Source organism: Aeromonas sp. QDB31, assembly GCF_027707605.1.
In the GTDB taxonomy this organism is placed as follows: domain Bacteria; phylum Pseudomonadota; class Gammaproteobacteria; order Enterobacterales; family Aeromonadaceae; genus Aeromonas; species Aeromonas media.
The window spans coordinates 56,049-79,391 of record NZ_JAPCIX010000006.1 but is presented as its reverse complement, the minus strand read 5'-3'; the positions used below and the strand labels follow the sequence as shown (position 1 = coordinate 79,391).

The 23,343-nt window shown below is 60.2% G+C and carries 21 protein-coding genes and 3 tRNA genes; 15 read left to right on the top strand and 9 right to left on the bottom strand.

What is annotated here, in order from left to right; translation table 11 throughout:
* Nucleotides 1-64: 64 nt before the first annotated feature.
* The 12 genes from msbA (at nt 65) to PG898_RS08390 (ending at nt 10,454) form a co-directional block, all read left to right on the top strand.
* Entirely contained in the window at nt 65-1,834 is a 1,770-nt protein-coding gene (gene msbA / locus PG898_RS08445) for a lipid A ABC transporter ATP-binding protein/permease MsbA (protein WP_270823794.1), read from the top strand.
* Nucleotides 1,834-2,829 carry a tetraacyldisaccharide 4'-kinase gene (lpxK, locus tag PG898_RS08440; protein WP_270823796.1) on the top strand — a complete coding sequence of 332 codons (996 nt, stop codon included), beginning with the start codon at nt 1,834-1,836 and terminating at the stop codon, nt 2,827-2,829. The genes msbA and lpxK overlap by 1 nt, the downstream gene beginning before the upstream one ends.
* Nucleotides 2,830-2,982: 153 nt before the next feature.
* Complete coding sequence (locus PG898_RS08435; protein ID WP_005331987.1) at nt 2,983-3,183, top strand: Trm112 family protein; 201 nt, start codon at nt 2,983-2,985, stop codon at nt 3,181-3,183.
* Entirely contained in the window at nt 3,180-3,929 is a 750-nt protein-coding gene (gene kdsB / locus PG898_RS08430; RefSeq protein ID WP_270823797.1) for a 3-deoxy-manno-octulosonate cytidylyltransferase, read from the top strand. Before PG898_RS08435 ends, kdsB begins: the two co-directional genes overlap by 4 nt.
* A gap of 210 nt (nt 3,930-4,139) precedes the next feature.
* Entirely contained in the window at nt 4,140-4,784 is a 645-nt protein-coding gene (gene uvrY / locus PG898_RS08425) for a UvrY/SirA/GacA family response regulator transcription factor (RefSeq protein WP_041206003.1), read from the top strand.
* Between the two features lie 181 nt (nt 4,785-4,965).
* On the top strand, nt 4,966-6,816 hold the full coding sequence (uvrC, locus tag PG898_RS08420; protein WP_270823798.1) for an excinuclease ABC subunit UvrC: 1,851 nt from the start codon (nt 4,966-4,968) through the stop codon (nt 6,814-6,816).
* Between the two features lie 293 nt (nt 6,817-7,109).
* Complete coding sequence (gene pgsA / locus PG898_RS08415) at nt 7,110-7,664, top strand: CDP-diacylglycerol--glycerol-3-phosphate 3-phosphatidyltransferase (protein ID WP_041206001.1); 555 nt, start codon at nt 7,110-7,112, stop codon at nt 7,662-7,664.
* Between the two features lie 181 nt (nt 7,665-7,845).
* Nucleotides 7,846-7,921 (top strand) — tRNA-Gly (locus PG898_RS08410).
* A 35-nt stretch (nt 7,922-7,956) separates the two neighbouring features.
* Nucleotides 7,957-8,030 (top strand) — tRNA-Cys (locus tag PG898_RS08405).
* 40 nt (nt 8,031-8,070) lie between these two features.
* Nucleotides 8,071-8,157: transfer RNA gene (locus PG898_RS08400), tRNA-Leu, on the top strand.
* A gap of 733 nt (nt 8,158-8,890) precedes the next feature.
* Nucleotides 8,891-9,598, top strand: a complete 708-nt coding sequence (locus PG898_RS08395; RefSeq protein ID WP_270823800.1) for an Ig-like domain-containing protein — start codon at nt 8,891-8,893, stop codon at nt 9,596-9,598.
* Between the two features lie 340 nt (nt 9,599-9,938).
* Nucleotides 9,939-10,454, top strand: coding sequence for a glutathione S-transferase family protein (locus PG898_RS08390; protein WP_270823802.1), 516 nt, complete (start codon nt 9,939-9,941; stop codon nt 10,452-10,454).
* A gap of 315 nt (nt 10,455-10,769) precedes the next feature.
* Here PG898_RS08390 and PG898_RS08385 read toward each other — a convergent pair whose 3' ends face one another.
* The 4 genes from PG898_RS08385 to PG898_RS08370 form a co-directional block, all read right to left on the bottom strand.
* On the bottom strand, nt 10,770-11,018 hold the full coding sequence (locus PG898_RS08385; protein WP_042649749.1) for a GlsB/YeaQ/YmgE family stress response membrane protein: 249 nt from the start codon (nt 11,016-11,018) through the stop codon (nt 10,770-10,772).
* Between the two features lie 120 nt (nt 11,019-11,138).
* Nucleotides 11,139-11,867: a UDP-2,3-diacylglucosamine diphosphatase gene (gene lpxH / locus PG898_RS08380; protein ID WP_270823803.1), complete on the bottom strand. Its 729-nt coding sequence runs from the start codon at nt 11,865-11,867 to the stop codon at nt 11,139-11,141.
* A complete protein-coding gene (locus tag PG898_RS08375) occupies nt 11,864-12,577 on the bottom strand; it encodes a DUF4269 domain-containing protein (protein WP_270823804.1) in 714 nt (237 codons plus the stop codon). The genes lpxH and PG898_RS08375 overlap by 4 nt, the downstream gene beginning before the upstream one ends.
* Nucleotides 12,567-13,064 carry a peptidylprolyl isomerase gene (locus PG898_RS08370; RefSeq protein WP_270823805.1) on the bottom strand — a complete coding sequence of 166 codons (498 nt, stop codon included), beginning with the start codon at nt 13,062-13,064 and terminating at the stop codon, nt 12,567-12,569. Before PG898_RS08370 ends, PG898_RS08375 begins: the two co-directional genes overlap by 11 nt.
* Nucleotides 13,065-13,254: 190 nt before the next feature.
* On the opposite strand from PG898_RS08370, the gene cysS reads away from it, so the two are divergent.
* Nucleotides 13,255-14,631 carry a cysteine--tRNA ligase gene (gene cysS / locus PG898_RS08365; RefSeq protein ID WP_270823806.1) on the top strand — a complete coding sequence of 459 codons (1,377 nt, stop codon included), beginning with the start codon at nt 13,255-13,257 and terminating at the stop codon, nt 14,629-14,631.
* Nucleotides 14,632-15,406: 775 nt separating this feature from the next.
* On the opposite strand, the gene PG898_RS08360 is transcribed toward cysS, so the two are convergent.
* Complete coding sequence (locus tag PG898_RS08360; RefSeq protein WP_270823807.1) at nt 15,407-17,221, bottom strand: AAA family ATPase; 1,815 nt, start codon at nt 17,219-17,221, stop codon at nt 15,407-15,409.
* A gap of 1,435 nt (nt 17,222-18,656) precedes the next feature.
* On the opposite strand from PG898_RS08360, the gene PG898_RS08355 reads away from it, so the two are divergent.
* A complete protein-coding gene (locus tag PG898_RS08355; protein WP_043130173.1) occupies nt 18,657-19,670 on the top strand; it encodes a GGDEF domain-containing protein in 1,014 nt (337 codons plus the stop codon).
* A gap of 131 nt (nt 19,671-19,801) precedes the next feature.
* Nucleotides 19,802-20,089, top strand: coding sequence for a hypothetical protein (locus tag PG898_RS08350; protein ID WP_270823808.1), 288 nt, complete (start codon nt 19,802-19,804; stop codon nt 20,087-20,089).
* Nucleotides 20,090-20,201: 112 nt separating this feature from the next.
* On the opposite strand, the gene PG898_RS08345 is transcribed toward PG898_RS08350, so the two are convergent.
* The 4 genes from PG898_RS08345 to PG898_RS08330 all read right to left on the bottom strand — a co-directional run bounded on the left by PG898_RS08345 (nt 20,202) and on the right by PG898_RS08330 (nt 23,294).
* The gene (locus tag PG898_RS08345; protein ID WP_042648950.1) at nt 20,202-20,480 is read right to left on the bottom strand and encodes a hypothetical protein; all 279 of its coding nucleotides are present in this window, start codon (nt 20,478-20,480) and stop codon (nt 20,202-20,204) included.
* 252 nt (nt 20,481-20,732) lie between these two features.
* Nucleotides 20,733-21,485 carry a substrate-binding periplasmic protein gene (locus tag PG898_RS08340; protein WP_270823839.1) on the bottom strand — a complete coding sequence of 251 codons (753 nt, stop codon included), beginning with the start codon at nt 21,483-21,485 and terminating at the stop codon, nt 20,733-20,735.
* Nucleotides 21,486-21,682: 197 nt separating this feature from the next.
* On the bottom strand, nt 21,683-22,180 hold the full coding sequence (locus PG898_RS08335) for a GDYXXLXY domain-containing protein (protein WP_270823809.1): 498 nt from the start codon (nt 22,178-22,180) through the stop codon (nt 21,683-21,685).
* 106 nt (nt 22,181-22,286) lie between these two features.
* Entirely contained in the window at nt 22,287-23,294 is a 1,008-nt protein-coding gene (locus PG898_RS08330; protein ID WP_270823810.1) for a DUF4401 domain-containing protein, read from the bottom strand.
* Nucleotides 23,295-23,343 lie beyond the last annotated feature (49 nt).

Below are 23,343 nucleotides of genomic sequence, written 5' to 3'. Positions count from 1 at the left end.
ACGCTTGGTGTAATCCTGCGCTTTGGCTAGAATACCCCGTCATTTCCCTCATTAACGGCTATTCATGCAACAAGAAACCTCACAAGAGAGCTGGCCCGTCTTCAAACGCCTGCTCGGTTATGTCCGGGATCGCAAACTGGGGCTGGTGGGCGGCATCATCGGCATGCTGGGTTATGCGGCCGTGGATACCACCTTCGTCTATTCCATCAAGCCGCTCATCGATCAGGGCCTCAACGGCAATGACAGCAGCGTGCTCAAGTGGATGCCCTTCTTTGTGCTCGGCATCGTGGCCCTGCGCGGTTGCGCCGCCTTCCTCTCCAACTACTGCATGGCCTGGGTCGGCAACCATGTGGTGATGCGGCTGCAGCAGCAGGTGTTCAGCCACCTGATGGCCATGCCCATGAGCTTCTTTGACCGCCAGAACACCGGCAACCTGCTCTCCAAGGTGACCTATGACGCCGGTCAGGTGTCGTCCGCCGCGAGCTCCACTCTGGTCTCCCTGGTGCGGGAAGGGGCCACCGTCATCGGCCTGCTCGGCCTGATGTTCTGGCACTCCTGGCAGTTGTCGGTGATCTTCCTGGTGGTCGGCCCCGTGGTGGGAGTGCTGATTGGCATCATCAGCCGCCGTTTTCGCAAGATCAGCCGCCACATCCAGCAGGCGGTCGGTGACATCACCACCTCCACCGAGCAGATGCTCAAGGGTCACAAAGAGGTGCTGATGTTCGGCGGCCAGCAGGTGGAGGACAAGCGCTTCTTCGCCGTCAGCAACCGGATGCGTCAGCAGACCATGAAGATGGTGGCGGCCGACGCCATCGGCAGCCCCATCGTCCAGATGGTGGCCTCGGTCGCCCTGGCGGTGTTCCTCTATGTGGCGACCATCGACTCGGTCAAGGCGACCCTGACCGCGGGCACCTTCACCGTCATGGTCACCTCCATGATGATGCTGCTCAAGCCGCTCAAAAGCCTGACCGACGTGAACAACCAGTTCCAGCGCGGCATCACCGCCTGCCAGAGCCTGTTCGGTCTGCTCGACTCCACCCCGGAGCAGGACACCGGCACCCGCACTCTGGAGCGGGCCCGTGGGGAGATCGAGTTTCGCAACGTCACCTTCACCTACCCGACCAAGGATACCCCGGCGCTGCACAACATCAGCTTCAAGGTGGAGGCGGGCAAGTCCGTGGCCCTGGTGGGTCGCTCCGGCTCCGGCAAGAGCACCATCGCCAGCCTGCTGACCCGCTTCTATGACATAGAGCAGGGGGAGATCCTGCTGGACGGCGTCAACATCCGCGAATACAAGTTGAGCGAGCTGCGCAAGCAGTACGCCCTGGTCTCCCAGCATGTCCACCTGTTCAACGACTCCGTGGCCAACAACATTGCCTACGCGGCAGAAGAGAAGTACAGCCGGGAAGAGATCCAGCATGCCGCCCGCATCGCCCATGCCGACGAGTTCGTGCGCAAGATGCCGGAAGGCTATGACACCGTCATCGGCGAGAATGGCGCTTCCTTATCCGGTGGTCAGCGCCAGCGCATCGCCATCGCCCGCGCCCTGCTGCGTGACTCCCCGGTACTGCTGCTGGACGAGGCCACCTCGGCCCTGGATACCGAGTCCGAGCGCCACATCCAGGCGGCCATCGACGAGCTGTGCAAGGCGCGCACCTCCCTGGTGATCGCCCACCGTCTCTCCACCATAGAGAAGGCGGACGAGATCCTGGTGATCGACGAGGGTCATATCGTCGAGCGCGGCAACCATGACGCCCTGATGGCCCAACAGGGCACGTATGCCCAGTTGCGGGCCATTCAGTTTGGCAACGTCGCTGTGAGCAACAAGGGCTGATGCTGGAGCGTCTCTGGTACGGCAAGAGTGGCTGGCGCTGGGCACTGGCCCCCTTGGCCCTGCTGTTTGCCCTCGTCAGCGGCGGGCGCCGTTTCGCCTACCGGCGCGGCTGGTTCAGCACCTATCGCGCCAGCCTGCCGGTGATCGTGGTGGGCAATATCTCGGTCGGTGGCAACGGCAAGACCCCTGTGGTGGTCTGGCTGGTGGAACAGCTGCAAGCCCGTGGCTGGCGCCCCGGTGTGGTCAGCCGGGGTTACGGTGGCAAGGCGCCCCATTACCCTTACCGGCTGGGTACCACCAGCACCACCGCCCAGGCGGGGGATGAGCCTGTGCTCATCGCAAGGCGCTGCGGCTGCCCCGTGGTGGTGGCGCCCAAGCGCGCCGATGCGGTGCGTCTGCTGGAGCAAAGCGGCGAGGTGGACATCATCATCACCGACGACGGTCTGCAGCACTACGCCCTGGCCCGGGACATCGAACTGGTGGTGGTGGATGGGGCCCGGCGCTTCGGCAATGGCTGCCTGCTGCCCATGGGACCGCTGCGGGAACCCATGACCCGCCTCAAGCGGGTCGATGCCATCATCTGTAACGGCGGCACTCCGGCCCAGGGGGAATACCCCATGGCGCTGGTGGCTGCCGCGCCGCGCCGCGTGTGCGACGATGCGCCCCTCGAGGCGCCTCTCACCGGACCTGTGGATGCACTGGCGGGCATAGGCCATCCTCCCCGCTTCTTTGCCACCCTGACCGGACTCGGTTATGAGTTGGCAGAGCGTGTCGGTTATGCGGATCATCAGGCCTTTGATCGGGATGAGCTGCTCGCCCGCTTCGGTGCGCGCCCCCTGCTGATGACGGAGAAGGATGCGGTCAAGTGCCGGGCCTTCGCGCCGCCGCATTGGTGGTATCTGCCGGTCAGCGCCGAGTTGCCCGCCGCCCTGCTCGATACCCTGCTGCAGCGGTTGCCCCCGCTGCAGGCACCCGGCCCTGACCATGCACATTGAATGGCGCAAGATCATCGACTGCACGACGTCATCGCTCGTGCGGCACAATTGCAAGGAGCCGGGTTCCGGCTCCGGCGATGGAACATTAAACTGCTCGGCAGCCTAGCCCGTCCGAGATCGTCGCTTGCTCGACATCGTTGAAGGAGTTTCGTTTTGGCATTGGATATCAAATTGCTCGACATCATCGCCTGCCCGGTTTGCAAGGGGAAGCTGCACTATCAACCGCAATCGGACAAGGCTGCCCATGAGCTGATCTGCCGTTTCGACAGACTGGCCTATCCGCTGGAGGAGGGGATCCCCGTCCTCCTGGAGAACCGGGCGCGTCATCTGCCCCTGGAAGAGCTGAAGCCATGAGTTTCGTCGTCGTCATTCCGGCCCGTTACGCCTCGACCCGCTTGCCGGGCAAGCCGCTGGCGGACATCCATGGCAAGCCCATGGTGCAGCACGTGGTGGAGAAGGCCCTGCAATCGGGCGCCGATCGGGTGATAGTCGCCACCGACGATGAGCGGGTGCGGCAGGCGCTGCAGGCAACCGGCGTCGAGGTGTGCATGACCTCACCGGATCACCAGTCCGGCACCGAGCGACTGGCCGAGGTGTGCCGTCACTACGGCTTTGCCGCCGATACCATCATCGTCAACGTGCAGGGGGATGAGCCGCTCATTCCGCCCGTCATCATCCGTCAGGTGGCGGACAATCTGGCCGCCGCCACTGCCCCCATGGCGACCCTGTCCGTACCGATCAAGGATGCCGAAGAGGCGTTCAATCCCAATGCGGTCAAGGTGGTGACGGACAAAGATGGCTATGCCCTCTACTTCAGCCGCGCCAGCATTCCCTGGGACAGGGATCGCTTTGCCAAGAGTCACGAGCAGATTGGCAATCACTATCAGCGCCACATCGGCATCTATGCCTATCGCGCCGGTTTCATCCAGCGCTACGTGGACTGGGCGCCGAGCGCGCTCGAGCAGGTCGAGGCGCTGGAGCAGCTGCGGGTGCTCTGGTACGGGGAGAAAATTCACGTGGCCCAGGCGCTTGAGGCCCCCCCGGTCGGGGTGGATACCCAGACCGATCTCGACAAGGTGCGTGCCCTGCTGGCCAACTGAGGCTGGCTGCACGAAAGTTGACCGATACGGCGCCTTCAGGCGCCGTTTTTTCGTTGATTATTTATATAATAATTTGATTTAAAACGGCTTTTACGAGCGCTTTCAAACTTTTCCCGGCCATGGTTTGCCAAATCATCGAGTTTGGTTATGATGCAAGACGCCGTGTTAACCCTAACTGGCATATAACGAGATAAAAAACGGGGTGTTTGGGTGATTAATGTATTCCTGGTCGATGATCATGAGTTGGTGCGTACAGGGATAAGACGCATTTTGGAAGATGTCCGCGGGATCAAGGTGGTGGGCGAGGCACAGAGCGGGGAAACCGCCGTGGCCTTCTGTCGGCAGCATCACCCTGACGTGATCCTGATGGACATGAACATGCCGGGCATCGGCGGCCTGGAGGCGACCCGCAAGATCCTGCGGATCCGGCCCGATGTGCGCATCATTGTGCTGACCATTCATTCCGAGAATCCGTTCCCCACCAAGGTGATGCAGGCGGGGGCCGCCGGTTATCTCACCAAGGGGGCCGCGCCGGACGAGATGATCCACGCCATTCGCCTGGTGCACTCCGGCCAGCGTTACATTTCCCCCGAAATCGCCCAGCAGATGGCTCTCAGCCAGTTTGCCTCGGCGGACGAGAATCCCTTCAAGTCCCTCTCCGAGCGTGAGCTGCAGATCATGATGATGATCACCAAGGGGCAGAAGGTGACCGACATCTCCGAGCAACTGAACCTGAGTCCCAAGACGGTCAACAGCTACCGCTACCGGCTGTTCAGCAAGCTGAACATCAACGGTGACGTGGAGCTGACCCACCTGGCCATTCGCTATGGCATGCTGGATGCCGATACCCTGTAACGGGCGGCGTGTAGCCATCAAAGGCGGCCTGTGCCGCCTTTTTGCTTTTTGCCGTCCCGGCGCAGTATGCTCTGTGCCGTCTTCTGCTTTCACCCGTGAGCCGAGTTGCCGATGAGCCTCTTTCCCGATCCCTTTTTGCCGCAGGCGCTGACTCGTCCCCTTGACCGTTGCCGGAGCTTGCATGACCTCGTCTGATCCTCTCTTCGACAGCAAGGCATTTTTGAGCGCCGTTACCCACCAGAGCGGCGTCTACCGCATGTACGACGGCGGCGGTACCGTCATCTACGTGGGCAAGGCCAAGGATCTGAAAAAGCGGCTCGCCTCCTACTTTCGCACCAATGTCGACAGCATCAAGACCCGCACCCTGGTGCGCCAGATCGCCGACATCCAGGTCACGGTCACCCACACCGAGACAGAGGCGCTGATCCTCGAGCACAACCTCATCAAGCAGTACCAGCCGCGCTACAACGTGCTGCTGCGGGATGACAAGTCCTACCCCTGGATCATCATCACGGCGCACCAGCATCCGCGCATCGGTGTGCATCGCGGTGCCCGCAAGATCAAGGGGGAGTACTTCGGCCCTTACCCCTCCGGCGGTGCGGTGCGCGAGAGCCTGCACCTGATGCAGAAGATTTTCCCGGTGCGCCAGTGCGAAGACGCTGTCTACGCCAACCGCAGCCGTCCCTGTCTGCTCTACCAGCTCAAGCGCTGCGCCGGCCCCTGCGTGGCGGGGTTGGTGAGTGAGGCCGAATATGCCCAGCAGGTGGAGCTGGCCAAGCTGTTCCTCGCGGGCAAGAACCAGCAGGTGATAGGAGAGCTGGTCGGCAAGATGGAGTCCGCCAGCGGCGATCTGCGCTTCGAGGAGGCGGCCCGCTACCGGGATCAGATCCAGGCCCTGCGCCGGGTCACCGAGCAGCAGTCGGTGAGCGGCAACGTGCTGGACGAGCTCGACGTGGTGGGGGTGGCCTTCGAACAGGGAACCGCCTGCATCCACGTGCTCTTCATCCGCCAGGGCAAGGTGCTGGGCTCGCGCAGCTACTTCCCGAAAGTGCCGGCCGATACCCCCCTCGACGAGGTGGTGCAATCCTTCCTGCTGCAGTTCTATCTGTCGGGGCAGGGGGGGCGGCAGATCCCGAGTGAGGTGCTGCTGGACGTGGCGCTGGAGGATGAGATCGTGATCGCGCAGACCCTGAGCCAGACCGCCGGCTACAAGGTGCGGGTGCAGAGCCGTACCCGCGCCGAGCGGGCCCGTTTCATCAAACTCGCCTCCATCAATGCCGAGACCGCGCTGCGCTCGCGCCTCGCCCACAAGAGCACCATCACCGCCCGCTACGACCAGCTGGAGGAGCTGCTGGAGCTGGAGCGTCCCATCGCCCGCATGGAGTGTTTCGATATCTCCCACACCATGGGGGAGCGCACCGTGGCCTCCTGTGTGGTGTTCAACCGGGAGGGGCCGCTCAGCTCCGAGTATCGGCGCTTCAATATCGACGGCATCACCGGCGGGGATGACTACGCCGCCATGGAGCAGGCGCTGGAGCGGCGCTTCGGCAAGCAGCAGGAGCCGGACAAGGTGCCTGACGTGCTGTTTATCGATGGTGGCCTCGGCCAGTTGCGCCGCGCCGAGGAGATCCTGGCGCGCCAGCTGGAGTTTCTGGGTGGCAAATACCCGCTGCTGGTGGGCATCGCCAAGGGGGTGACCCGCAAGGCGGGGCTGGAGACCCTGATCCTGGGGGAGAGCCACGAAGAGCTGCACCTGCCGGCAGATATGCCCGCTTTGCACCTCATTCAGCACATTCGCGATGAATCCCACCGTTTTGCCATCACCGGCCACCGCGCGAGACGGGCGAAAGCCCGCACCACCAGTACCCTGGAGGACATCCCGGGGGTGGGGCCCAAGCGGCGGCAGGCGCTGCTCAAATATCTGGGTGGCCTGCAGGAGGTAAAGAAGGCGGGGGTGGACGAGCTCGCCAAGGTGCCCGGCATCAGCCAGGAGCTTGCCCAGTCCATCCACGACGCCCTGCACTCGCTCTAACCCTGAATAAACAGGCTTATTCCGGGCTGGCGGCGTTCGGAGCAATCGGATATCCGGCATCAGTCAGGAGCGGGTCTGACCAGGGCGACCCAGATTGGCTTGCAGTTGATGTGGATCCCGCAAACCGGCTCCGGCCGCACAAGAGCCGTGACGCAGGGGGTCCGCAAATGCCATAATGGCATGCATCCTGAGGTTATTGACGGATTAATAGACCAAGGCGGGCGCCTGTCCGGTTGCAACGATGATCGGCTTGGGGCTACCATGTAGCGGCATACAAGAAGTGGCTGAAAATAATGACAAATATTCCTAACCTGCTGACGTTTTTTCGGATTTTGCTCATCCCCGTCTTCGTCATCCTGTTCTACCTTCCCTATCAGTGGTCCTACCTGGCTGCCGCGCTTGTCTTCATCCTGGCGGCCGCGACCGACTGGTTTGATGGTTATCTCGCCCGCAAGCTGAACCAGTCCACCGCCTTCGGCGCCTTCCTCGATCCTGTTGCCGACAAGATCATGGTGGCGGCGGCCCTGGTGGTCATCGTCGAACACTACAACACCATCTGGGTCACTATCCCGGCCATGACCATGATTGGCCGCGAGATCATCATCTCCGCCCTGCGCGAATGGATGGCTGAGCTCGGCAAGCGCTCCTCGGTGGCGGTCAGCTGGATTGGCAAGTGGAAGACCATGATCCAGATGGTGTCGCTGACCGGGCTCATCTGGCAGTACGACATCTGGATGGTGTGGCTCTCCTACGTGCTGCTCTATGTCGCCACCGTGCTGACCTTCTGGTCCATGTTCCAGTACATGAAGGCCGCCTGGGGCGATCTGACCTACCACTCCCGCTTCTAGTCTGCCCATGGGCAAATGGTTGTTTCCTTGCCGTTGGGGCCGGGAAACGGCCATGAGTTGCAAAAGTGTGGGATAAGGGCAAAAAATGCCCGAACGATCAGCGTATTAAATGTTTTTGGTTGACTGGACGAGGAACATCGCTAGAATGCGTTCTCATAGTCAGGCAGTCAGCCAGACCGATGCGGGAATAGCTCAGTTGGTAGAGCACGACCTTGCCAAGGTCGGGGTCGCGAGTTCGAGTCTCGTTTCCCGCTCCAAATTCAGACAATCGAGAGCCAACTCTCTTTTGCATGGCGCGTTAGCAAAGCGGTTATGCAGCGGATTGCAAATCCGTTTAGTCCGGTTCGACTCCGGAACGTGCCTCCATATTGACAAGCCCGTACGCGGACTTGATACCGATTGCGGTGCCCGAGTGGTGAAATCGGTAGACACAAGGGATTTAAAATCCCTCGACGTTCGCGTCGTGCCGGTTCGATTCCGGCCTCGGGCACCATTAAAATCAAAGACTTACGAAGGCCACTAGCGATAGTGGCCTTTTTGTTTTTGCGTCAATGCCCACACTTGGTCCACACGACCTTATTTCGGCAGTTATGCCCGCCTTACTCCCCGTAGCTCCCGAAGCCCAGCCGTAGCCAAGGGTCAATGTCGAGTCGATGGGCGGCTTACCATCTGGATTAACGGTCCGGGCCTCTGCTCATCGGGCTAGCCCTGTGGCGGACACGACCGCGTGATCTCGCCGTCATCCTCGAGCCGGTGGCACCCTCATCTCGTCTTCGCCCCATCTGGGGCTATCCAATGCAATATCGTCGGAAGAGATGGTTGGATAGAAGAAAAAATACTTAGACGTCGGCTGCGAACTTGGCATGGGGAATGGAGCCTTATTCGAGGCTGTGCCTGCTTGCCATTGTCTATGGCTCTTGCCGCTGTCTCGATCCCGCCTGCTCCCACCGAATCAAATTGATAGCATTCAACTGCCGTGGCTGGGCCACGATTTCACTGGAAAAAGGGTGGGATTCGGTTGGCTATGATGGCATCAGCAACCGATTGTTGATCGGGGTCGTTATGTCCGGATAGCCTCATTTTTTGCGCCATTCCTTGCGCGCGCAGCGGCGGAAGCTGTCGTACGCTTGGCGCTTTATCACCAAGGAACCTCTCGATTGAACTTCAACAAAGCCAGACCAGACGGGGACGAAAATTGAACGAACACATACCTGAAGGAATCCATTATGAGTGTGCTCAAGATGAGATACGTGCTCCTCAGCACGTGGACGCTGTTTTTAGGTGGCTGTGATACCGAAACCATGGTGCCCGTGCCCAGTGGGAGCGGCGGAGGTAATGGAACAGACACAGCACAGATCACCAGCCTGCACGTCACCCCCTCGGAGAGCCGTATCCCGGCAGGATTACAACAACAACTGATTGCCCAGGTCACCCTGAGCGATGGCTCGACCGCGGAGGCCGCCGCCGATGTGACCGTGAACTGGAGCAGCAGTGATGCCAGCATTGCCACCGTCGACGAGACGGGGCGTGCTACTGCCGTGGGGGCCGGGATAGCCAGCATCAAGGCCACAGGGACCGGGAATGGCAGGGTCTTTGAGGCAAGCGCCAAACTGGAGGTGACAGATGCCGTTGTCTCCGATCTGACCCTTACCCCGGCGATCGCCACTAGCATGCCGCCCTCGGCATCACAACCGATAGTCATGACCGTCTTTGCCGCCAAGGCGACGCTCTCCGATGGCAGCATCATCGATCTGGCCTACAACCCGGCCCTGAGCTGGAGCAGCAGTGATGAGGCCGTCGCCACCGTCAGCAACACGATCGGCAGTAAAGGGGTCGCGACCGCCGTCGGCGCGGGGGCCACCACTGTCAGCGCGAGCGGGATGCTCAATGGGCAGAACTTCTCTGCCACCGCAGACTTGACCGTGACCCCGTGACTGGCGTTGTGGTAACGGGTAATCGCCTACCAGTGTGACCATGACGGCAGGGCGCCGGCTCTGCCACTCTTTTCCCTCATCCTCCCTGTGTCACCTCGCGTTACCGGGCCCCGCCTGTACCAAGGGGGCACTGCTGATGCGCTCCGCCCATCATTCCATCCTGCTCACTGGGTCCCCCAAGGTTTCGTGGTGCTTGCCAAGGCATGGCCGGGCCAAGCAACGGCGTCATGACGTGGATGGTGATGACGGACAGAAATGGGGGCCACGGCCGTCGCTTTCTCCCTTGACCGGTACGGTGTGCTTCATGGAAGCTCGATCTTTTCCACGGGAGGGCGAAGCGATGTTACGGATCTTGGGCAAGGCGTCGTCAATCAATGTGCGCAAGGTGTTGTGGACCTGCGCCGAGCTGGATCTCCCTTTCGAGCGGGAGGAGTGGGGGAGCGGTTTCCAGTCCACCCGGAGCGCCGAGTTTCTGGCGTTGAACCCGAACGCCATGGTGCCGGTCATCCGGGATGGAGACTTCACCCTGTGGGAATCCAACAGCATCATCCGATATCTGGCGACGCGCTATGGTGACGGCTCGCTCTATCCCGCCGAGGCGCGGGCGAGGGCCAGGGTCGATCAGTGGATTGATTGGCAGGCATCGGACTTGAATCGCGCCTGGAGCTACGCCTTCATGTCGCTGGTGAGACTCTCCCCCGCCCATCAGGACAGCCAGGCGATCGAGGCGAGTTGTGCCGAGTGGTCCAGGTATATGCAGATCCTGGACAGGCAACTCGAGGTCACCGGCGGCTATGTGGCCGGGAGCCGTTTCTCGCTGGCGGACATTCCCATCGGCCTGTCGGTGAATCGCTGATTTCATACGCCCTTCGAGCGCCCGTCACTCGCGGCGGTGAGCGATTACTACGCGCGATTGGGCGAGCGCCCCGGCTTCTGTCTGTATGGCAATAACGGGATGCCATAAGCGGCAGCGCAAGATCGGCTGCAGTGCCGCACCTGCCGACCTTGACAGGTCAGCGCTTCGCGCCAGAACCCCGGGCCCTGGGCTGGGCGACTTGCCCTGTTAGCGGGCATCGGGGCGAAAGGTGCGGCTCGCCCATAAAAAATCCGAAACACGGGGTTTCGGATCCTGGCCCGCGAGGGGCGTACACGGGGTGTGTCGGGAGGCAGGTCAGCTGCGGATCTTGTTGTAGACAAACAGCACGATCAAGGCACCGACGGTGGCGATGAGGATGCTCGGCAGGTTGAAGCCGGTCACCGTTCCCATGCCGAGCAGAGTGCCGACATAGCCCCCCACCATGGCGCCGACGACCCCCAGGATCACCGTCATGAAGAAACCGCCCCCATCCTTGCCAGGCATGATCCACTTGGCCAGGATGCCGACGATCAATCCCAATACCACCCAGGTCAGAAATCCCATCATCTCGTCCTCATGTGTGTGCACAGACACAGAGTATATGCAGGGTTCAGTGTTGCCTCCTGCCCAAAGAGGGGGGAGTAAGTTGTCATAAGGGCACCTCTTATCTCCGCTGGCAAGGCGTCACTCGTGGAGAGGATGGCTCTCGAGCCGCTGGCCCTGCGGGGAGCAGCTCAGCACCGATCCCTGCTCGAACCAGTCCCCCAGCACGATGCGCCGCGCCGGCTTGCCGTCCAGCATGAAGTCATGGACGGCGGGCCTGTGGGTGTGGCCGTGGATCATCAGACGGCAGCCGTGTTGGCGCAGCAGGGCATCGACCGCCGCCGGGGTCACGTCCATGATGGTCTGGGGCTTGCCGGCATTCTCCATCTGGCTCTGGCCCCGCATCTTGCAGGCGATGGCCTGGCGGCGGGTGAGCGGCAGGCGCAGGAAGAGCCAGCGCAGCCATTTCTGCTGGGTGATGCGGCGAAACTTCTGATAGCCGAGATCCAGGGTGCAGAGTAGATCCCCGTGGCTCAGCAGCACCCGCTCCCCGTAGAGATCGATGACGCAGGGGTCGCCGAGCAGCGTCATGCCAGCCCGTTTGGCAAAGGCCTTGCCCAGCAGGAAGTCGCGGTTGCCGTGAATGAAGTAGATGGGCACGTTCTGCCGGCTCAGGGCCAGGAAGGCCTCGGCCACCTGGTGGTGGAGCGGGTTGGGATCGTCGTCGCCAATCCAGAATTCGAACAGATCACCCAGCACATAGAGGGCATCGGCCTTGGGGGCATCGCGCTCGAGAAAACGCACCAGTGCGGCTGTCATGTCGGGCCGCTGGGCACACAGGTGAAGGTCACTGATAAAAAGGGTGCTCATGATGTGGGATGAGTGCTCTTGATGGGATCCGGGCAAAGGGGGGCAGGGGAGCCTGCCGGCGTGGGCGAGTCGCTCAGGGATGGGGCCTGCCAGTGGAGCATTGCAAGGTCGCGCCCCTCCAGGGTCAGCAGCGCGGCGTAAGGATCGCCGCAAAGCCCTAGCAGACGGCAGATGGCGGCCTCTCCTTTGATCCCTGCCTCGAGACGAAGGCGCAGCACGGCCTGATGGAAGTCGTGGCCAAAGTGCCCCAGCAGGGCGGCCATCAGGCTGAGGTGACGCCAGCCATTGAGCGTCTCGAGCCGCGCCGGGGTGACATAGAGCTCCACCGACCAGCGCGCCTGGTCCGGGCCGGTCAGGGTCTGCTCCATCAGCCACACCTGGTTCCCCTTGTTGCTGACCGCCCAGCCCTGCTCACGCAAGAGGGCGGCGAGGCGCGCGGGGTCCGGGTGCTGGCAGAGGATGTCGAGATCGCTGCCGGGCAGGTCGAGCCCGATGGCGACCGTGCTCACCAGGGCCACGTCTTGGCACAGGCGCCCCAGCGTATCCCACACACCACTGCTTAGCAGGGCGTGGGCGGAGCGCTGGCGGGGATTGCCCCGGGCCAGATAGTCGAGGCGGCGCCAGTTGGCAGGGCTGGCCTGCGCAGATGGAAAAACTGCGGCCGGGGCCGCAGTTTCATCGCTACGCAGTAGAAAACAATCAGTCAGCAAGGGTGACCTTGGTGATGACCACGTCTTCAACCGGTACGTCCTGGTGCATGCGGCCTGAGTTGCCGGTCTTGACGCCCTTGATCTTGTTGACCACGTCCATGCCAGCGGTGACTTCACCGAACACGCAGTAGCCGAAGCCCTGGGTGGTGGGGGACTTGAAGTCCAGGAAGTCGTTGTTGTTCACGTTGATGAAGAACTGGGCGCTGGCGGAGTGCGGCTCGCTGGTGCGGGCCATGGCGATGGTGCCAATCTTGTTGGACAGGCCGTTGGCCGCCTCGTTCTTGATGGGGGCGCGGGTCTCTTTCTCTTCAAAACCAGGAGCATAGCCGCCGCCCTGGATCATGAAGCCGTCGATGACGCGGTGGAAGATGGTGTTGTCGTAGTGACCGTCACGGCAGTATTGCAGGAAGTTGGCCACGGTCTCGGGGGCTTTCTCGGCGTTCAGGGTCAGAGTGATGTCGCCGTGGTTGGTGTGCAGAGTAACCATGATATGTCCTTTCATTTGATGCGGGCGATGAGGTGCCCGCAGGTGTATGGCATAAAGTGGTGGCAATTCTAGCCCATCAAGGGGCTGCGGCATAGATGGCATGGGGGATCCGGCGCTTTTTCTGCCTCGTTTTCTCCACCGGATGCGGTTAGAATGTCAGACCATTTTACTCACAGGCAGTGGTCATAAGATGCTGAAGATATACAACACACTCACTCGTCAAAAAGAAGAATTCAAACCTATCCACCCGGGCAAGGTGGGCATGTATGTGTGTGGCGTCACCATCTACGATCACTGTCATATCGGTCACGGCCGCACCTTCGTCTCCTTCGACGTGGTGGCCCGCTACCTGCGTTACGCCGGTTACGATCTCACCTATGTGCGCAACATCACCGACGTGGATGACAAGATCATCAAGCGCGCCGCCGAGACCCGGGTCACCTGCGACGATCTTACCGAACGCCTGATCGGCGACATGCACCAGGACTTCGACGCCCTCGGCATGCTGCGCCCGGACATCGAACCCCGCGCCACCCAGCACATTGGTGAAATCATCGCCCTGGTCGAAACCCTGCTGGAGAAAGAGCACGCCTATGTGGCGGACAACGGCGACGTCATGTTCATCGTCGAGTCCTTCGCCGACTACGGCAAGCTCTCCGGCCAGGATCTGGAGCAGCTGCAGGCCGGCGCCCGGGTCGACGTGGTCGAAGCCAAGCGCAACCCGCTGGACTTCGTGCTGTGGAAGATGTCCAAGCCCGGCGAGCCGACCTGGGACAGCCCCTGGGGCCCGGGCCGCCCCGGCTGGCACATCGAGTGCTCCGCCATGAACTCCAAGCACCTTGGCAACCACTTCGACATCCACGGCGGCGGCTCCGACCTGCAGTTCCCCCACCACGAGAACGAGATCGCCCAGTCCTGCTGCGCCCACGGTGGCGATTACGTCAACACCTGGATGCACAGCGGCATGGTAATGGTGGACAAGGAGAAGATGTCCAAGTCCCTTGGCAACTTCTTCACCATCCGTGACGTCCTGGCCCATTTTGATGCCGAAACCGTGCGTTACTTCCTGATGTCCGGCCACTACCGCAGCCAGCTCAACTACTCGGAAGACAACCTGAAGCAGGCCCGCGCCGCCCTGGAGCGGATGTACACCGCTCTGCGCGATCTGCCGGTGGCCGCCGCCGCCGGTGGCGACGAGCAGGTGGCCCGCTTTGTCGATGCCATGGACGACGACTTCAACACCCCGGAAGCCTACTCCGCCCTGTTCGACCTGGTGCGCGAGATCAACCGTCAGAAGGCCGAAGACATCGCTGTCGCCGCTGGCCTGGGTGCCCGCCTGCGGGAACTCGGCGCCGTGCTCGGCATCCTGCAGCAGGATCCGGACGCCTTCCTCAAGGGCAATGAAGCGGACGACGAAGTGGCCGAGATCGAGCAACTGATCGCCCAGCGCAATCAGGCCCGTGCCGACAAGAACTGGGCCGCCGCCGACGCCGCTAGAGCCCGTCTCACCGATATGGGGATCGTGCTGGAAGACAGCGCCGGCAAGACCAGCTGGCGCCGTGCCTAAGGCAGATGGCGCTGCTCGCGCCAACCGGTTGAGCCAATAAAAAAACCGCAGCCCAAGGCTGCGGTTTTTGTTTGTGCCTTTTCCCTCGACACCTCTTAAGCCTCTGCGCTCTGCTTAAGCCTCGGTGGCCTGCGCTCTGATCCCCTCTCCCCTTGCGGGAGAGGGTTAGGGTGAGGGGGCTAACGTCATTCCTAGGCTGAATGTCGTCCCACGCCTTAATGGCATGGCTTCGCCATGCAGGACACGAGGGCCTTGCCCTCGAAGGGATTTCGCCGCCGCTACGCGGCTTGGCGAGTGACTTTTGAAAGACCAAAAGTCACCAAAAGTCTTTTCCCCCGGCAAACCCCCCGCTTCGCGGGTTCCCTCCTCTCGTCCAACGGGTCGGACGGAGCGCCGCAGACGGCACTTTGGCCTTCGCCATCCCTGGCTTCGGCCAAAGTCCGCTTCGAACATCCCTGTTCTCGCGCCAAATCGGGGTCGAGCAGTGCTCGCCCTGATCCGCTTTGGCCCCTATGCCGACTGCGGCTGCGCCATCATCCCTGATGGCGCTCCTGACCAGTTGAACTCGACTCGGCGGTTTGCAGGGGGAACCAATACCGTGTCCGCCCGTGGCTTCAGTTATTATCTTGCCCACATTTCTCACCGTTGGTTATCAGTCGTGCAAGGGCTGGCACAAATAAGGTGCTGTGTTAGGTGGTTAACTTTTTTGGAAATATAAGTAAAAACCGTTACTCAGAGCTGTAGTTTTGTATGAGAGACAATACTTTTCTCTAATTCATTTATTTGATTGCTTTATATGTTCAAATATTATCTTACATAAGTTCGATATTTCAGGAGTTAAAGCCCAACATTTTTTATCCATTATTTTTGTGGCTTTAAGTGCAAAATTAACTTTGTCTTTTATTGTCCCACTCTCATCTGCGAAAACTCTTTGGCTATCTTTTCCTTTTCCCTTTAGCCCCAAGGATTTATCTAGATGATAGCCGATCCCGTGTGGGGAATTACTATAGGTGGAATAATTCAACTTATTAATTTTTTCTTCAAAATCACCATCTTTATCATTGCTCCTCTTTCTATTATAAATTTCTATGGCAGTTTCCCTTAAAATTTCATCAGGAATAAGGTTTTCTATTTCTTTACCAGGCATCACAACTAGTTTTTCTGCAAATTCCTGCTCTAAAATGACTAGCCTATCTCCCTTGCTACTTATATCCCCATCCACTAGTAGTAAAATATTTGACGTTGTACGAAGAGCTTTCAGTCTCCCATCGTTAGCTTCTATTTCATTATCAGAGAAACACCAGTGCCCTAAGGTTCCTCCTTGGTATTCTACAAATGAAAAGTGATAGTTTTCTATGTATGACTGAAGTGTTTCTTTTTCATCATCTTTAGCGGTTTCAATGTAGTTAGTCATAAATGATTTTAAGTAGATGCGGTCTGTTATACCTTCCACCCATATAGTTGAATTAGATAGATATAGTGATGATGCTTTGACACCGAGGTCTAAAAGAAGCTCTCTATCCTTAACACCATTCTTGATGGTGAATTCATTAGATTTATGATCTTTTCTGAATCTTGATATTGTAATGTCATCATTTAGCTCCGCAAGGTCAATCAAACTATTGGAGTGTGTTGTTATAAAATATGTATGACTTGTGTGATTAAGAAGAAATAATGCCAATTGACGAAGAAAACCAGGGTGCAAACTGATTTCTGGCTCTTCAATTGTAAAAATACTTTCTTCACTATTGAGATAAGCTGCTGATGTTATAATAATTATTTGTTGCAATCCATCGCCAAGATCATATATTGGAAATTGATCTGCAGACCCAAGTTTAACAGCGATCGTGTCCTTTCCATATTCAGGTATCAGAGTTATCTCCTCGCCATTAAAAAACTCTGAACTTAGTAGTTTTTCATAATTTTTTATTTTTTCCCTTTGCTCTGGCTTACCTAGTAAGTGTGATGCAAGTAGTTGATAAATATCATGCCCAGTAATTATGTTCAGATTTTCATGCGTTGAGGGAAAGTAATCTTTAACCGTACGTTCAAGATAAGCATCATTATCAGTATTGAGTGGTCTCATGCCTCTCAGAATAGGTATGTAGTATTGATTGCTGCTTTTAATAAGAAGGTAGTCTTGAGGTATTTCATATCCACCGGTACGTACATGGCTCTGTACAGCAGGGTATATGTGTGGATATGGACCACCTGAGCGATTTCTACTTCGGTCACTTGCTTCAACTATCAAGCTCCTTATTGAAGTGAAAATTTTATTAATGTCTGTTTTTGAATGTAGCTGGCCCTTGATAAATGACTGTAATACACTGCCATTTATTCCATGTTCCGTGACATCATCTTTATATAGATCCAATATGAATTGATATTGTTCCCTTAGTTTACTGGCGGTGCTCTCATCATATATTAAAAGATCGTTATCATCAGAAGTAATTAAAGTTCTTGCGAACCGACTTTTTCCTGAATTATTAGGTCCAATTAACAGGTTTAGTCTGTTACATTCTATGTAGTTGTAAGTGTCATCGCTACATACGTAGTTATTTAATTTCTTAGACCATAATTTTCTATACATTAAAAACACTCATTAATATAGTGGCTGACCTATAGGCTAATAGGTCTGTAGGTTCGATTAGCGAAGCATAATCGGACGTTCGAGAAGTTAGGTATCATCATGGCTAAATATTCCCTATCGGACATTCAATATAAAACCTTTCCCCGATAGGGATATATGCTGCTTGCTGTTGTATCCACAATGATTTTTTCATCTATGCAGCCATGTCGATTGTGCTTGTTGCATAGTCGCGACAATTTGGTCTTGTCATACGGTGGGTGAGAGGCCGGATCAGAGATAACAACCCTCCCGATCACTGTCCCGAATACATTGGGTTCGGTTAACCGGCCTCGGGGCTGCGGGTTGGGTGTTGCCCCCTCTTGTTCGCCGAGGTGAGCTAGTTTGTCCAGGCCGCGAGGCAGGACGCCGAGCGAGCGCCGCTGGGCCAGGGATGGCCCATCGGCGCGTGCCGTGGGACAAACGGGCGAGCCGAGGGAACCCGACGCAGGAGGGCGAACAAGTGGGGGAGAAGACCTTTGGTGACTTTGGGTCTTTCCAAAGTCACTCGCCAAGCCGCGCAGCGGCGGCGAAACCCCGTCGAGGACGGAGTCCTCGCGTCCTGCATGGCGAAGCCATGCCAATCAGGCTAGTGACCCCTCACCCTAGCCCTCTCCCACAAGGGGAGAGGGGATCAGGGCGAAACCCAGTCGAGGGCAGCGCTCTAGTGTCCTGCATGGCGAAGCCGTGCCAATCAGGCTAGTGACCCCTCACCCTAGCCCTCTCCCGCAAGGGGAGAGGGGACGGTTACTATGGTGCAATGCGCTGCGCTTATTGCACCCTACGCCTCTCCCGCAAGGGGAGAGGGGATTGTTACCCTGGTGCAATGCGCTCTGCTTATTGCACCCTACCGTTCTCCCGCAGGGGAGAGGGGATGGTTACCCTGGTGCAATGCGCTCTGCTTATTGCACCCTACCGTTCTCCCGCATGGGGAGAGGGGATCACTCCTGAGGCTTGAGGCAAGGCCCGGGTTGCTGACCCATCGAGGATGGAATCCTCGCACCTTGCCGCAGGCGCGGGATGCCGGGCTGGCATCCGCCGAAGCTCGGGAATTCGGCCAAATTCCGTCGCTGCCGCCCCTGGCTGTCGCTACCACAATGCGCCGCTGACCCTGGCATATGAAAAGGGGCCAACGGGCACCCACTCCCATCCTACGGAGCCGACGGGGCCCGATCCACGGATATTGCTGACTCAACTGTCAGAATCGACAGGTTTTTTGCGCTGGTTCAAAGTTATGGCCCCACGCCCGGGGTGGGGCGGGGCCACAGGCCCTGGCGGCGGGCGCGCCAAAGTGTGAACGGGGTGGTATTTCCCCGGCCTACCCCTTTCTCGCACTTGTCTGGCGTGTCCCGAGTTGGCTAAGGTGGTCGCCCATCACATGCAGGTAGTGGAGAGAGGCATGGACAAGATATTGCAGACCCTGTCGGAGCGGGTCACGGCGGCGCGGGATCTGGAGAGCCTGACCCGGCCCCTGCTGGAAATGCTCGAGGCGGTGACCGGGCTGGAGTCGACCTATCTTACCGAGATCGATGTCGGGCAGAGCACCCAGCATATCCGCTATGCCCGCAACGTGGCCGGGCTGCAGATCCCGGAGGGGGCGGCGGTGGACTGGAGCGATACCCTGTGCCGGCGGGCCATCGATGAGGGGCGCCTGTTTACCGACAACGTCACCGAGTGCTGGGGGGATTCGCAGGCGGCCAGGGCCATGGGCATTCGCACCTATCTGAGCAGCCCGGTGCGCACCCCTTCGGGGTTACTCTATGGCACCCTGTGTGGCGCCAGCGCCGAACAAAAACCCCTGGTAGCCGGCTCCGAGGAGTTGGTTGCCTTCTTCGCGAGGCTTATCGCCGAGCATGTGGAGCGAGAGCAATTGCTGCTGCAGTTGCAGCGGGCCAACGACGAGCTGTCACGCCAGGCGCTCTGCGATCCCCTGACCGGGTTGCCGAACCGCCGGGCCCTGATGCAGGAGCTGACCCGGCTGTTCTCCCTCTCGGATCGGGCCGGACACCCTGTGCTCATCGCCTTTATCGATCTCGACGGTTTCAAGCAGATCAACGATACCCACGGTCACGAGGCGGGGGATCGGCTGCTGACCACCATGGCGCGTCAGCTGGGGTCGGCCCTGCGCCGTGGCGACATGTTGGCGCGGATGGGGGGCGATGAGTTCGTCGTCGTGGGCATGGGCCCGATCCCGGGGGAGGAGACGCTCGAGGCGGCGGTACAACGCTTCCGGCATCGGCTGTTCGAGCACAGCGTGCTGCAGTTGCCGATCCAGTCCCGGGTGCTGCACTACCCCGGGGCCAGCGTGGGAGTGGTGGCGGTCGATCCGGCGCACACCAGCGTGGACGAGGCCCTGCGCCAGGCCGATGCGAGCATGTATGAAGTCAAGCGCCAGCGCCGCGCGCTGGGGTGACGGGAACCTTGCATCCAGGGCGCCCCGGCCCATGGGAATGAGGCCAGGTTCCGCACCCTTGATGCCGCGCATTGTTGCCCCCGCGCCCGGGATGCTAGGATGCGTCTCCCTCAACACAGGCACCCTCTACCATGGCAAACCGCGTTATCGGCCAGCTCCGCGCCCTGGCGGCGAAAATGGCCACCCTCTTTGCGGAACTTTCGGAGTTTCAGCAGCGCATCTGGGTGGTCAGCATCATCAAGGATGCCTACACCGATACCTTCATCGTCAACGAGGGCAGCTTCGAGGTGCCCATGCAGTGGATGTACCGCAAGGGCTACAGCGCCGAGATGCTGGCCCGGGTCGATGCCATGGCGCGATCCCAGGTGGTCCAGCTGGAGTTTGGCGGGCAGCGCCACCGCCTGATGCGGGTCAAATGATGCGGCTCAAATAAGGGGGCGCCGCCATGGCGTCTCTCTTTGCCCGACGGGCCCCGGCAATCCGGGCCCTGGCTCTGCGGCCTGATGGCGACCTCCCGGTGAGCCTGCCTAGCTATGACTTCTCGGTGGTGCGCTCCGGTTTCAACGCCCCCGAGTAGACGCAGATGGCGGAGTTGTAACTGTTGTAGGCGACGGCGTAGTTGAAGTCGCAGAAATAGGCCGGGTGCTTGGTGGCGACGGTGTCACCCGCCTTGCATTTGTCCTGCATCCCCTCCACCAGAGAGTCATTGTTGGCGCCGAGACAGGCCTTGCCCGTGGTCTTGTCGCCGCCGCACGCCATCAACAAGGCGCACACCGAGACACCCATCAACCACTTCACTGTTTTATGCATGTTCAGTCCTGATATGTCCAAACAAAGTGCCATCTGCACCGGGAGAGTGGGGCCAACAGGCTCCCGGCACCATTTTACGGAGCCGGGACGCTCCGCGTCACCCCTTGTGGTGACCAGCGTCTGACATTTTATGGTGTTTGTGAGGGAGTCAGCGACCGCCGAGGCGGGGAGCGGCCGAGAAGGGCGTGGCGGGCATGCCAGGCCCAGAAAAAGGGAGGAGCCCATCCCGGCTCCTTGTCGTGGCGGTGAACGTCAGGGGATCGGGAAGTACTTGTGCTGGATCCGCTGGAACTCGCTGCTGGCCAGCACCTGGGTCAGGCCGTGCTGGAACTCCTTGACCAGGGCATCGTCCACCGGATGGCTGAAGGCGAAGCAGAACTGCTCGGAGCTCAGCACCCAGCGCACCTCGAACTGGGCGGGATCCAGCTGCTGGGCCTGGATGAGATCCATCAAGGTGGCCTTGTTGCTGGAGATGAGGTCGACCCGGCCCGAGGTGAGCATCCGCAGGGCCTGGGGAAGGCGGTTGGCGGTCATGATCTTCTGCTCGTCGAAGCCGTTGTTGAGCAGCAACTGCTCCCCCACGTCGGCACGCACGGCGCCTATGGTGTGCTGCTGGGCATCTTCCAGCCGGGTGAGCTTGAGGGGATGGCTGGCCAGCCCCATCAGCACGATTTCGGCATAGCCGATGGGGCAGGCCCACTTGAACAGGGGATCCCGTGCCTCGGTGCGGGCGGTGGCGAAGAGCACCACGTTGGGCTTCTGGGTCAGCAGGTAGTAGCCCCGGGCCCAGGGGAGGATGCTGATCGCCTGGGGCGGGGTGCCCGTCTTCTGCCACACCAGGTGCAGCAGCTCGATGGCAAAGCCGCTGGGGGTGCCATCTTCCCCGGTGAAGTTATAGGGTTTGTACTCTTCGCTGAGGTAATGCAGCTTGCCAAGGGCCGGGCTGGCGCTGGCCTGTCCCATCTCCCCCGGCCCGCCCCAGAGTGTCGCCAGCAGGGCGGCCATGCCCGTGATAGTGCCCCCGAGCGTGCGTGTGATCTCTGGCATCCCTGTTCTCATCCTGACCGTCCTGCTGCCGAGTGCCCAGCTTCAAGTGTTGTCAAGCCACGGGGTTTCGCCACCCGAGGGGGCGAACAACCGCGGCTGCACCCCCCGGGTGCGGCGCAAACGAGGAGGCGGGAATGCGCTCCCCGGATGGCGCATCACCAGGCCGGACGGGTGTGGCCTATGGGCTTGAGCGCCTCGTCCCGCAGGCCGACCAGCAGGGTTCCGCCGTCCGGCTGCAGCCGGAATTCGCCATAGCGCGCCTGCTCGTACTGCTCGCCCGTCCCCTCCTCGAAGAAGAAGGCATCCGGCCCTATCCGCCACTGGCCCTGCTGCCAGCGGGCCAGCAGCAGCCGCTCGTCCGGGGCCAGAGCGTCGGGGGAGCCCCCCTCAACGCGCTGCGCCACCTGCTGCCCATCGAGGCGGATGACCAGGGTCTGGGCGGCGGCGCCCTCCTGATGCGGACTCCCCAACTGGCGGGCAAGGGCGTAACTCAGGCGCATATAGTCCCCCTGCATCAGGGAGCGGGGATCGACCGGGGCCAGCTCCAGTAGCACGGTCTCGCCGCTGCTTATGGCGTGCTCGAAACGCCAGACGGTGACATTGATGCCCACCAGAATGGCGAGGCCGGTCAGAAAGAAACCAAGACATCTCATGAGGGGATACTCCCATGCCGGTGTTTGAGCCCTTGGTCATTGCGCTGCGACAGGGGACCGGAGCCCGGCTGTGTGGCGAGGCCGGTCAGCAAGAGGGCAAAGCGTTTCATGAGGCGATCTCCTTGCCGAGGATTTTCAACAGCTGGCGGGTACCGAGCAGCAGGGCCCCCGAGCCCAGCAGCAGCCAGGATTTGGTCATCAGGGTCAGCCCGAGATCGTAGTAGTAGAGGGAGCCAAAGCCGAGCAACAGCAAGCCGGCCAGGGTCATGAGCCCGAGACTGGCGGCATAGAAGCCGAGCACCAGCACCAGGGCGCCGGCCCCCATGCCGGGGATGAGGGCGCTGATCACCACCAGCGGCAGGCCGTATAGCAGTGGCAGCTTGAGGCGGATCATGACGGCGAGCAGCAGGGCGGCGCAGAGCAGGGGATTGAGCATAAGCGGCAGGCGGGAGTGGCCCAGCTCGTCGAGCACGCTGGTGCCGCCGTCCCACAGGGGATGATGCAGTCGACCCAGCACCAGCAGGGAAAGTGCCAGCCCCAGGGTGAGGGATTCATAGAGCGAGTGGCGTTCTGGGTCGCGCTCGGCCTGCAGCCAGCAGAAGGTGAGGGCGGCCATCACCAGCGGCAGGGCCAGCAGTTGCAGGCCGAGGCAGGCGAGCCCCATGGTCAGCAGGATGGCGGTGGCAAAGCTGTGGAACAGGCGAACCAGCCAGTGCTCGAACAGGGCGGCGATGGCCAGCGACAGCAGGGCCAGTCCCAGCCAGAGCGGGGCCGAGTGGGGGTCAATCTGGTCGATGAGGCCATAGAGCAGCCAGGCATCGGCCGCGAGCGCGAGCGCCAGCACGAACTGATCCCAGAGATCGCTACGCCGGGCCAGTCGGTTGAGGCCGAGGGCGGCGGCCATCAGCAGGGTGCCCATGACGAGGGCGTGGTTTGGCTCGCGGATCAGGCTCTCGAAGGCCATGAACAGGAAGAACAGCAGGAAGAGGGCGGCCAGCCAGCCCACCATGCCGAGCAGGAAACGGCTCGACCAGTGAGGTTGCTCGTCCCGGGGGGCGTCGCCCTCCACCAGATGGGCGGCCCGCAGCCTCTCCCAAGAGCTCAGATCAGACATGTTGCCTCCGTTGCTGTTGCAGCCAGCCGTTGGTGAAGACAGAGAAACC

Excerpts from the sequence above, each read along its gene's own strand:
- PG898_RS08370 (WP_270823805.1), bottom strand. The coding sequence starts at position 13,064 with ATGGTTACTCTGCACACCAACCACGGCGACATCACTCTGACCCTGAAC.
- PG898_RS08385 (WP_042649749.1), bottom strand. The coding sequence starts at position 11,018 with ATGGGATTTCTGACCTGGGTGGTATTGGGATTGATCGTCGGCATCCTG.
- lpxH (WP_270823803.1), bottom strand. The coding sequence starts at position 11,867 with ATGAGCACCCTTTTTATCAGTGACCTTCACCTGTGTGCCCAGCGGCCC.
- PG898_RS08355 (WP_043130173.1), top strand. The coding sequence starts at position 18,657 with ATGGACAAGATATTGCAGACCCTGTCGGAGCGGGTCACGGCGGCGCGG.
- pgsA (WP_041206001.1), top strand. The coding sequence starts at position 7,110 with ATGACAAATATTCCTAACCTGCTGACGTTTTTTCGGATTTTGCTCATC.
- cysS (WP_270823806.1), top strand. The coding sequence starts at position 13,255 with ATGCTGAAGATATACAACACACTCACTCGTCAAAAAGAAGAATTCAAA.
- PG898_RS08360 (WP_270823807.1), bottom strand. The coding sequence starts at position 17,221 with ATGTATAGAAAATTATGGTCTAAGAAATTAAATAACTACGTATGTAGC.
- PG898_RS08340 (WP_270823839.1), bottom strand. The coding sequence starts at position 21,485 with ATGGCCGCCCTGCTGGCGACACTCTGGGGCGGGCCGGGGGAGATGGGA.
- PG898_RS08335 (WP_270823809.1), bottom strand. The coding sequence starts at position 22,180 with ATGAGATGTCTTGGTTTCTTTCTGACCGGCCTCGCCATTCTGGTGGGC.
- PG898_RS08345 (WP_042648950.1), bottom strand. The coding sequence starts at position 20,480 with ATGCATAAAACAGTGAAGTGGTTGATGGGTGTCTCGGTGTGCGCCTTG.
- PG898_RS08395 (WP_270823800.1), top strand. The coding sequence starts at position 8,891 with ATGAGTGTGCTCAAGATGAGATACGTGCTCCTCAGCACGTGGACGCTG.
- PG898_RS08350 (WP_270823808.1), top strand. The coding sequence starts at position 19,802 with ATGGCAAACCGCGTTATCGGCCAGCTCCGCGCCCTGGCGGCGAAAATG.
- lpxK (WP_270823796.1), top strand. The coding sequence starts at position 1,834 with ATGCTGGAGCGTCTCTGGTACGGCAAGAGTGGCTGGCGCTGGGCACTG.
- kdsB (WP_270823797.1), top strand. The coding sequence starts at position 3,180 with ATGAGTTTCGTCGTCGTCATTCCGGCCCGTTACGCCTCGACCCGCTTG.
- uvrC (WP_270823798.1), top strand. The coding sequence starts at position 4,966 with ATGACCTCGTCTGATCCTCTCTTCGACAGCAAGGCATTTTTGAGCGCC.
- PG898_RS08330 (WP_270823810.1), bottom strand. The coding sequence starts at position 23,294 with ATGTCTGATCTGAGCTCTTGGGAGAGGCTGCGGGCCGCCCATCTGGTG.
- PG898_RS08390 (WP_270823802.1), top strand. The coding sequence starts at position 9,939 with ATGTTACGGATCTTGGGCAAGGCGTCGTCAATCAATGTGCGCAAGGTG.
- msbA (WP_270823794.1), top strand. The coding sequence starts at position 65 with ATGCAACAAGAAACCTCACAAGAGAGCTGGCCCGTCTTCAAACGCCTG.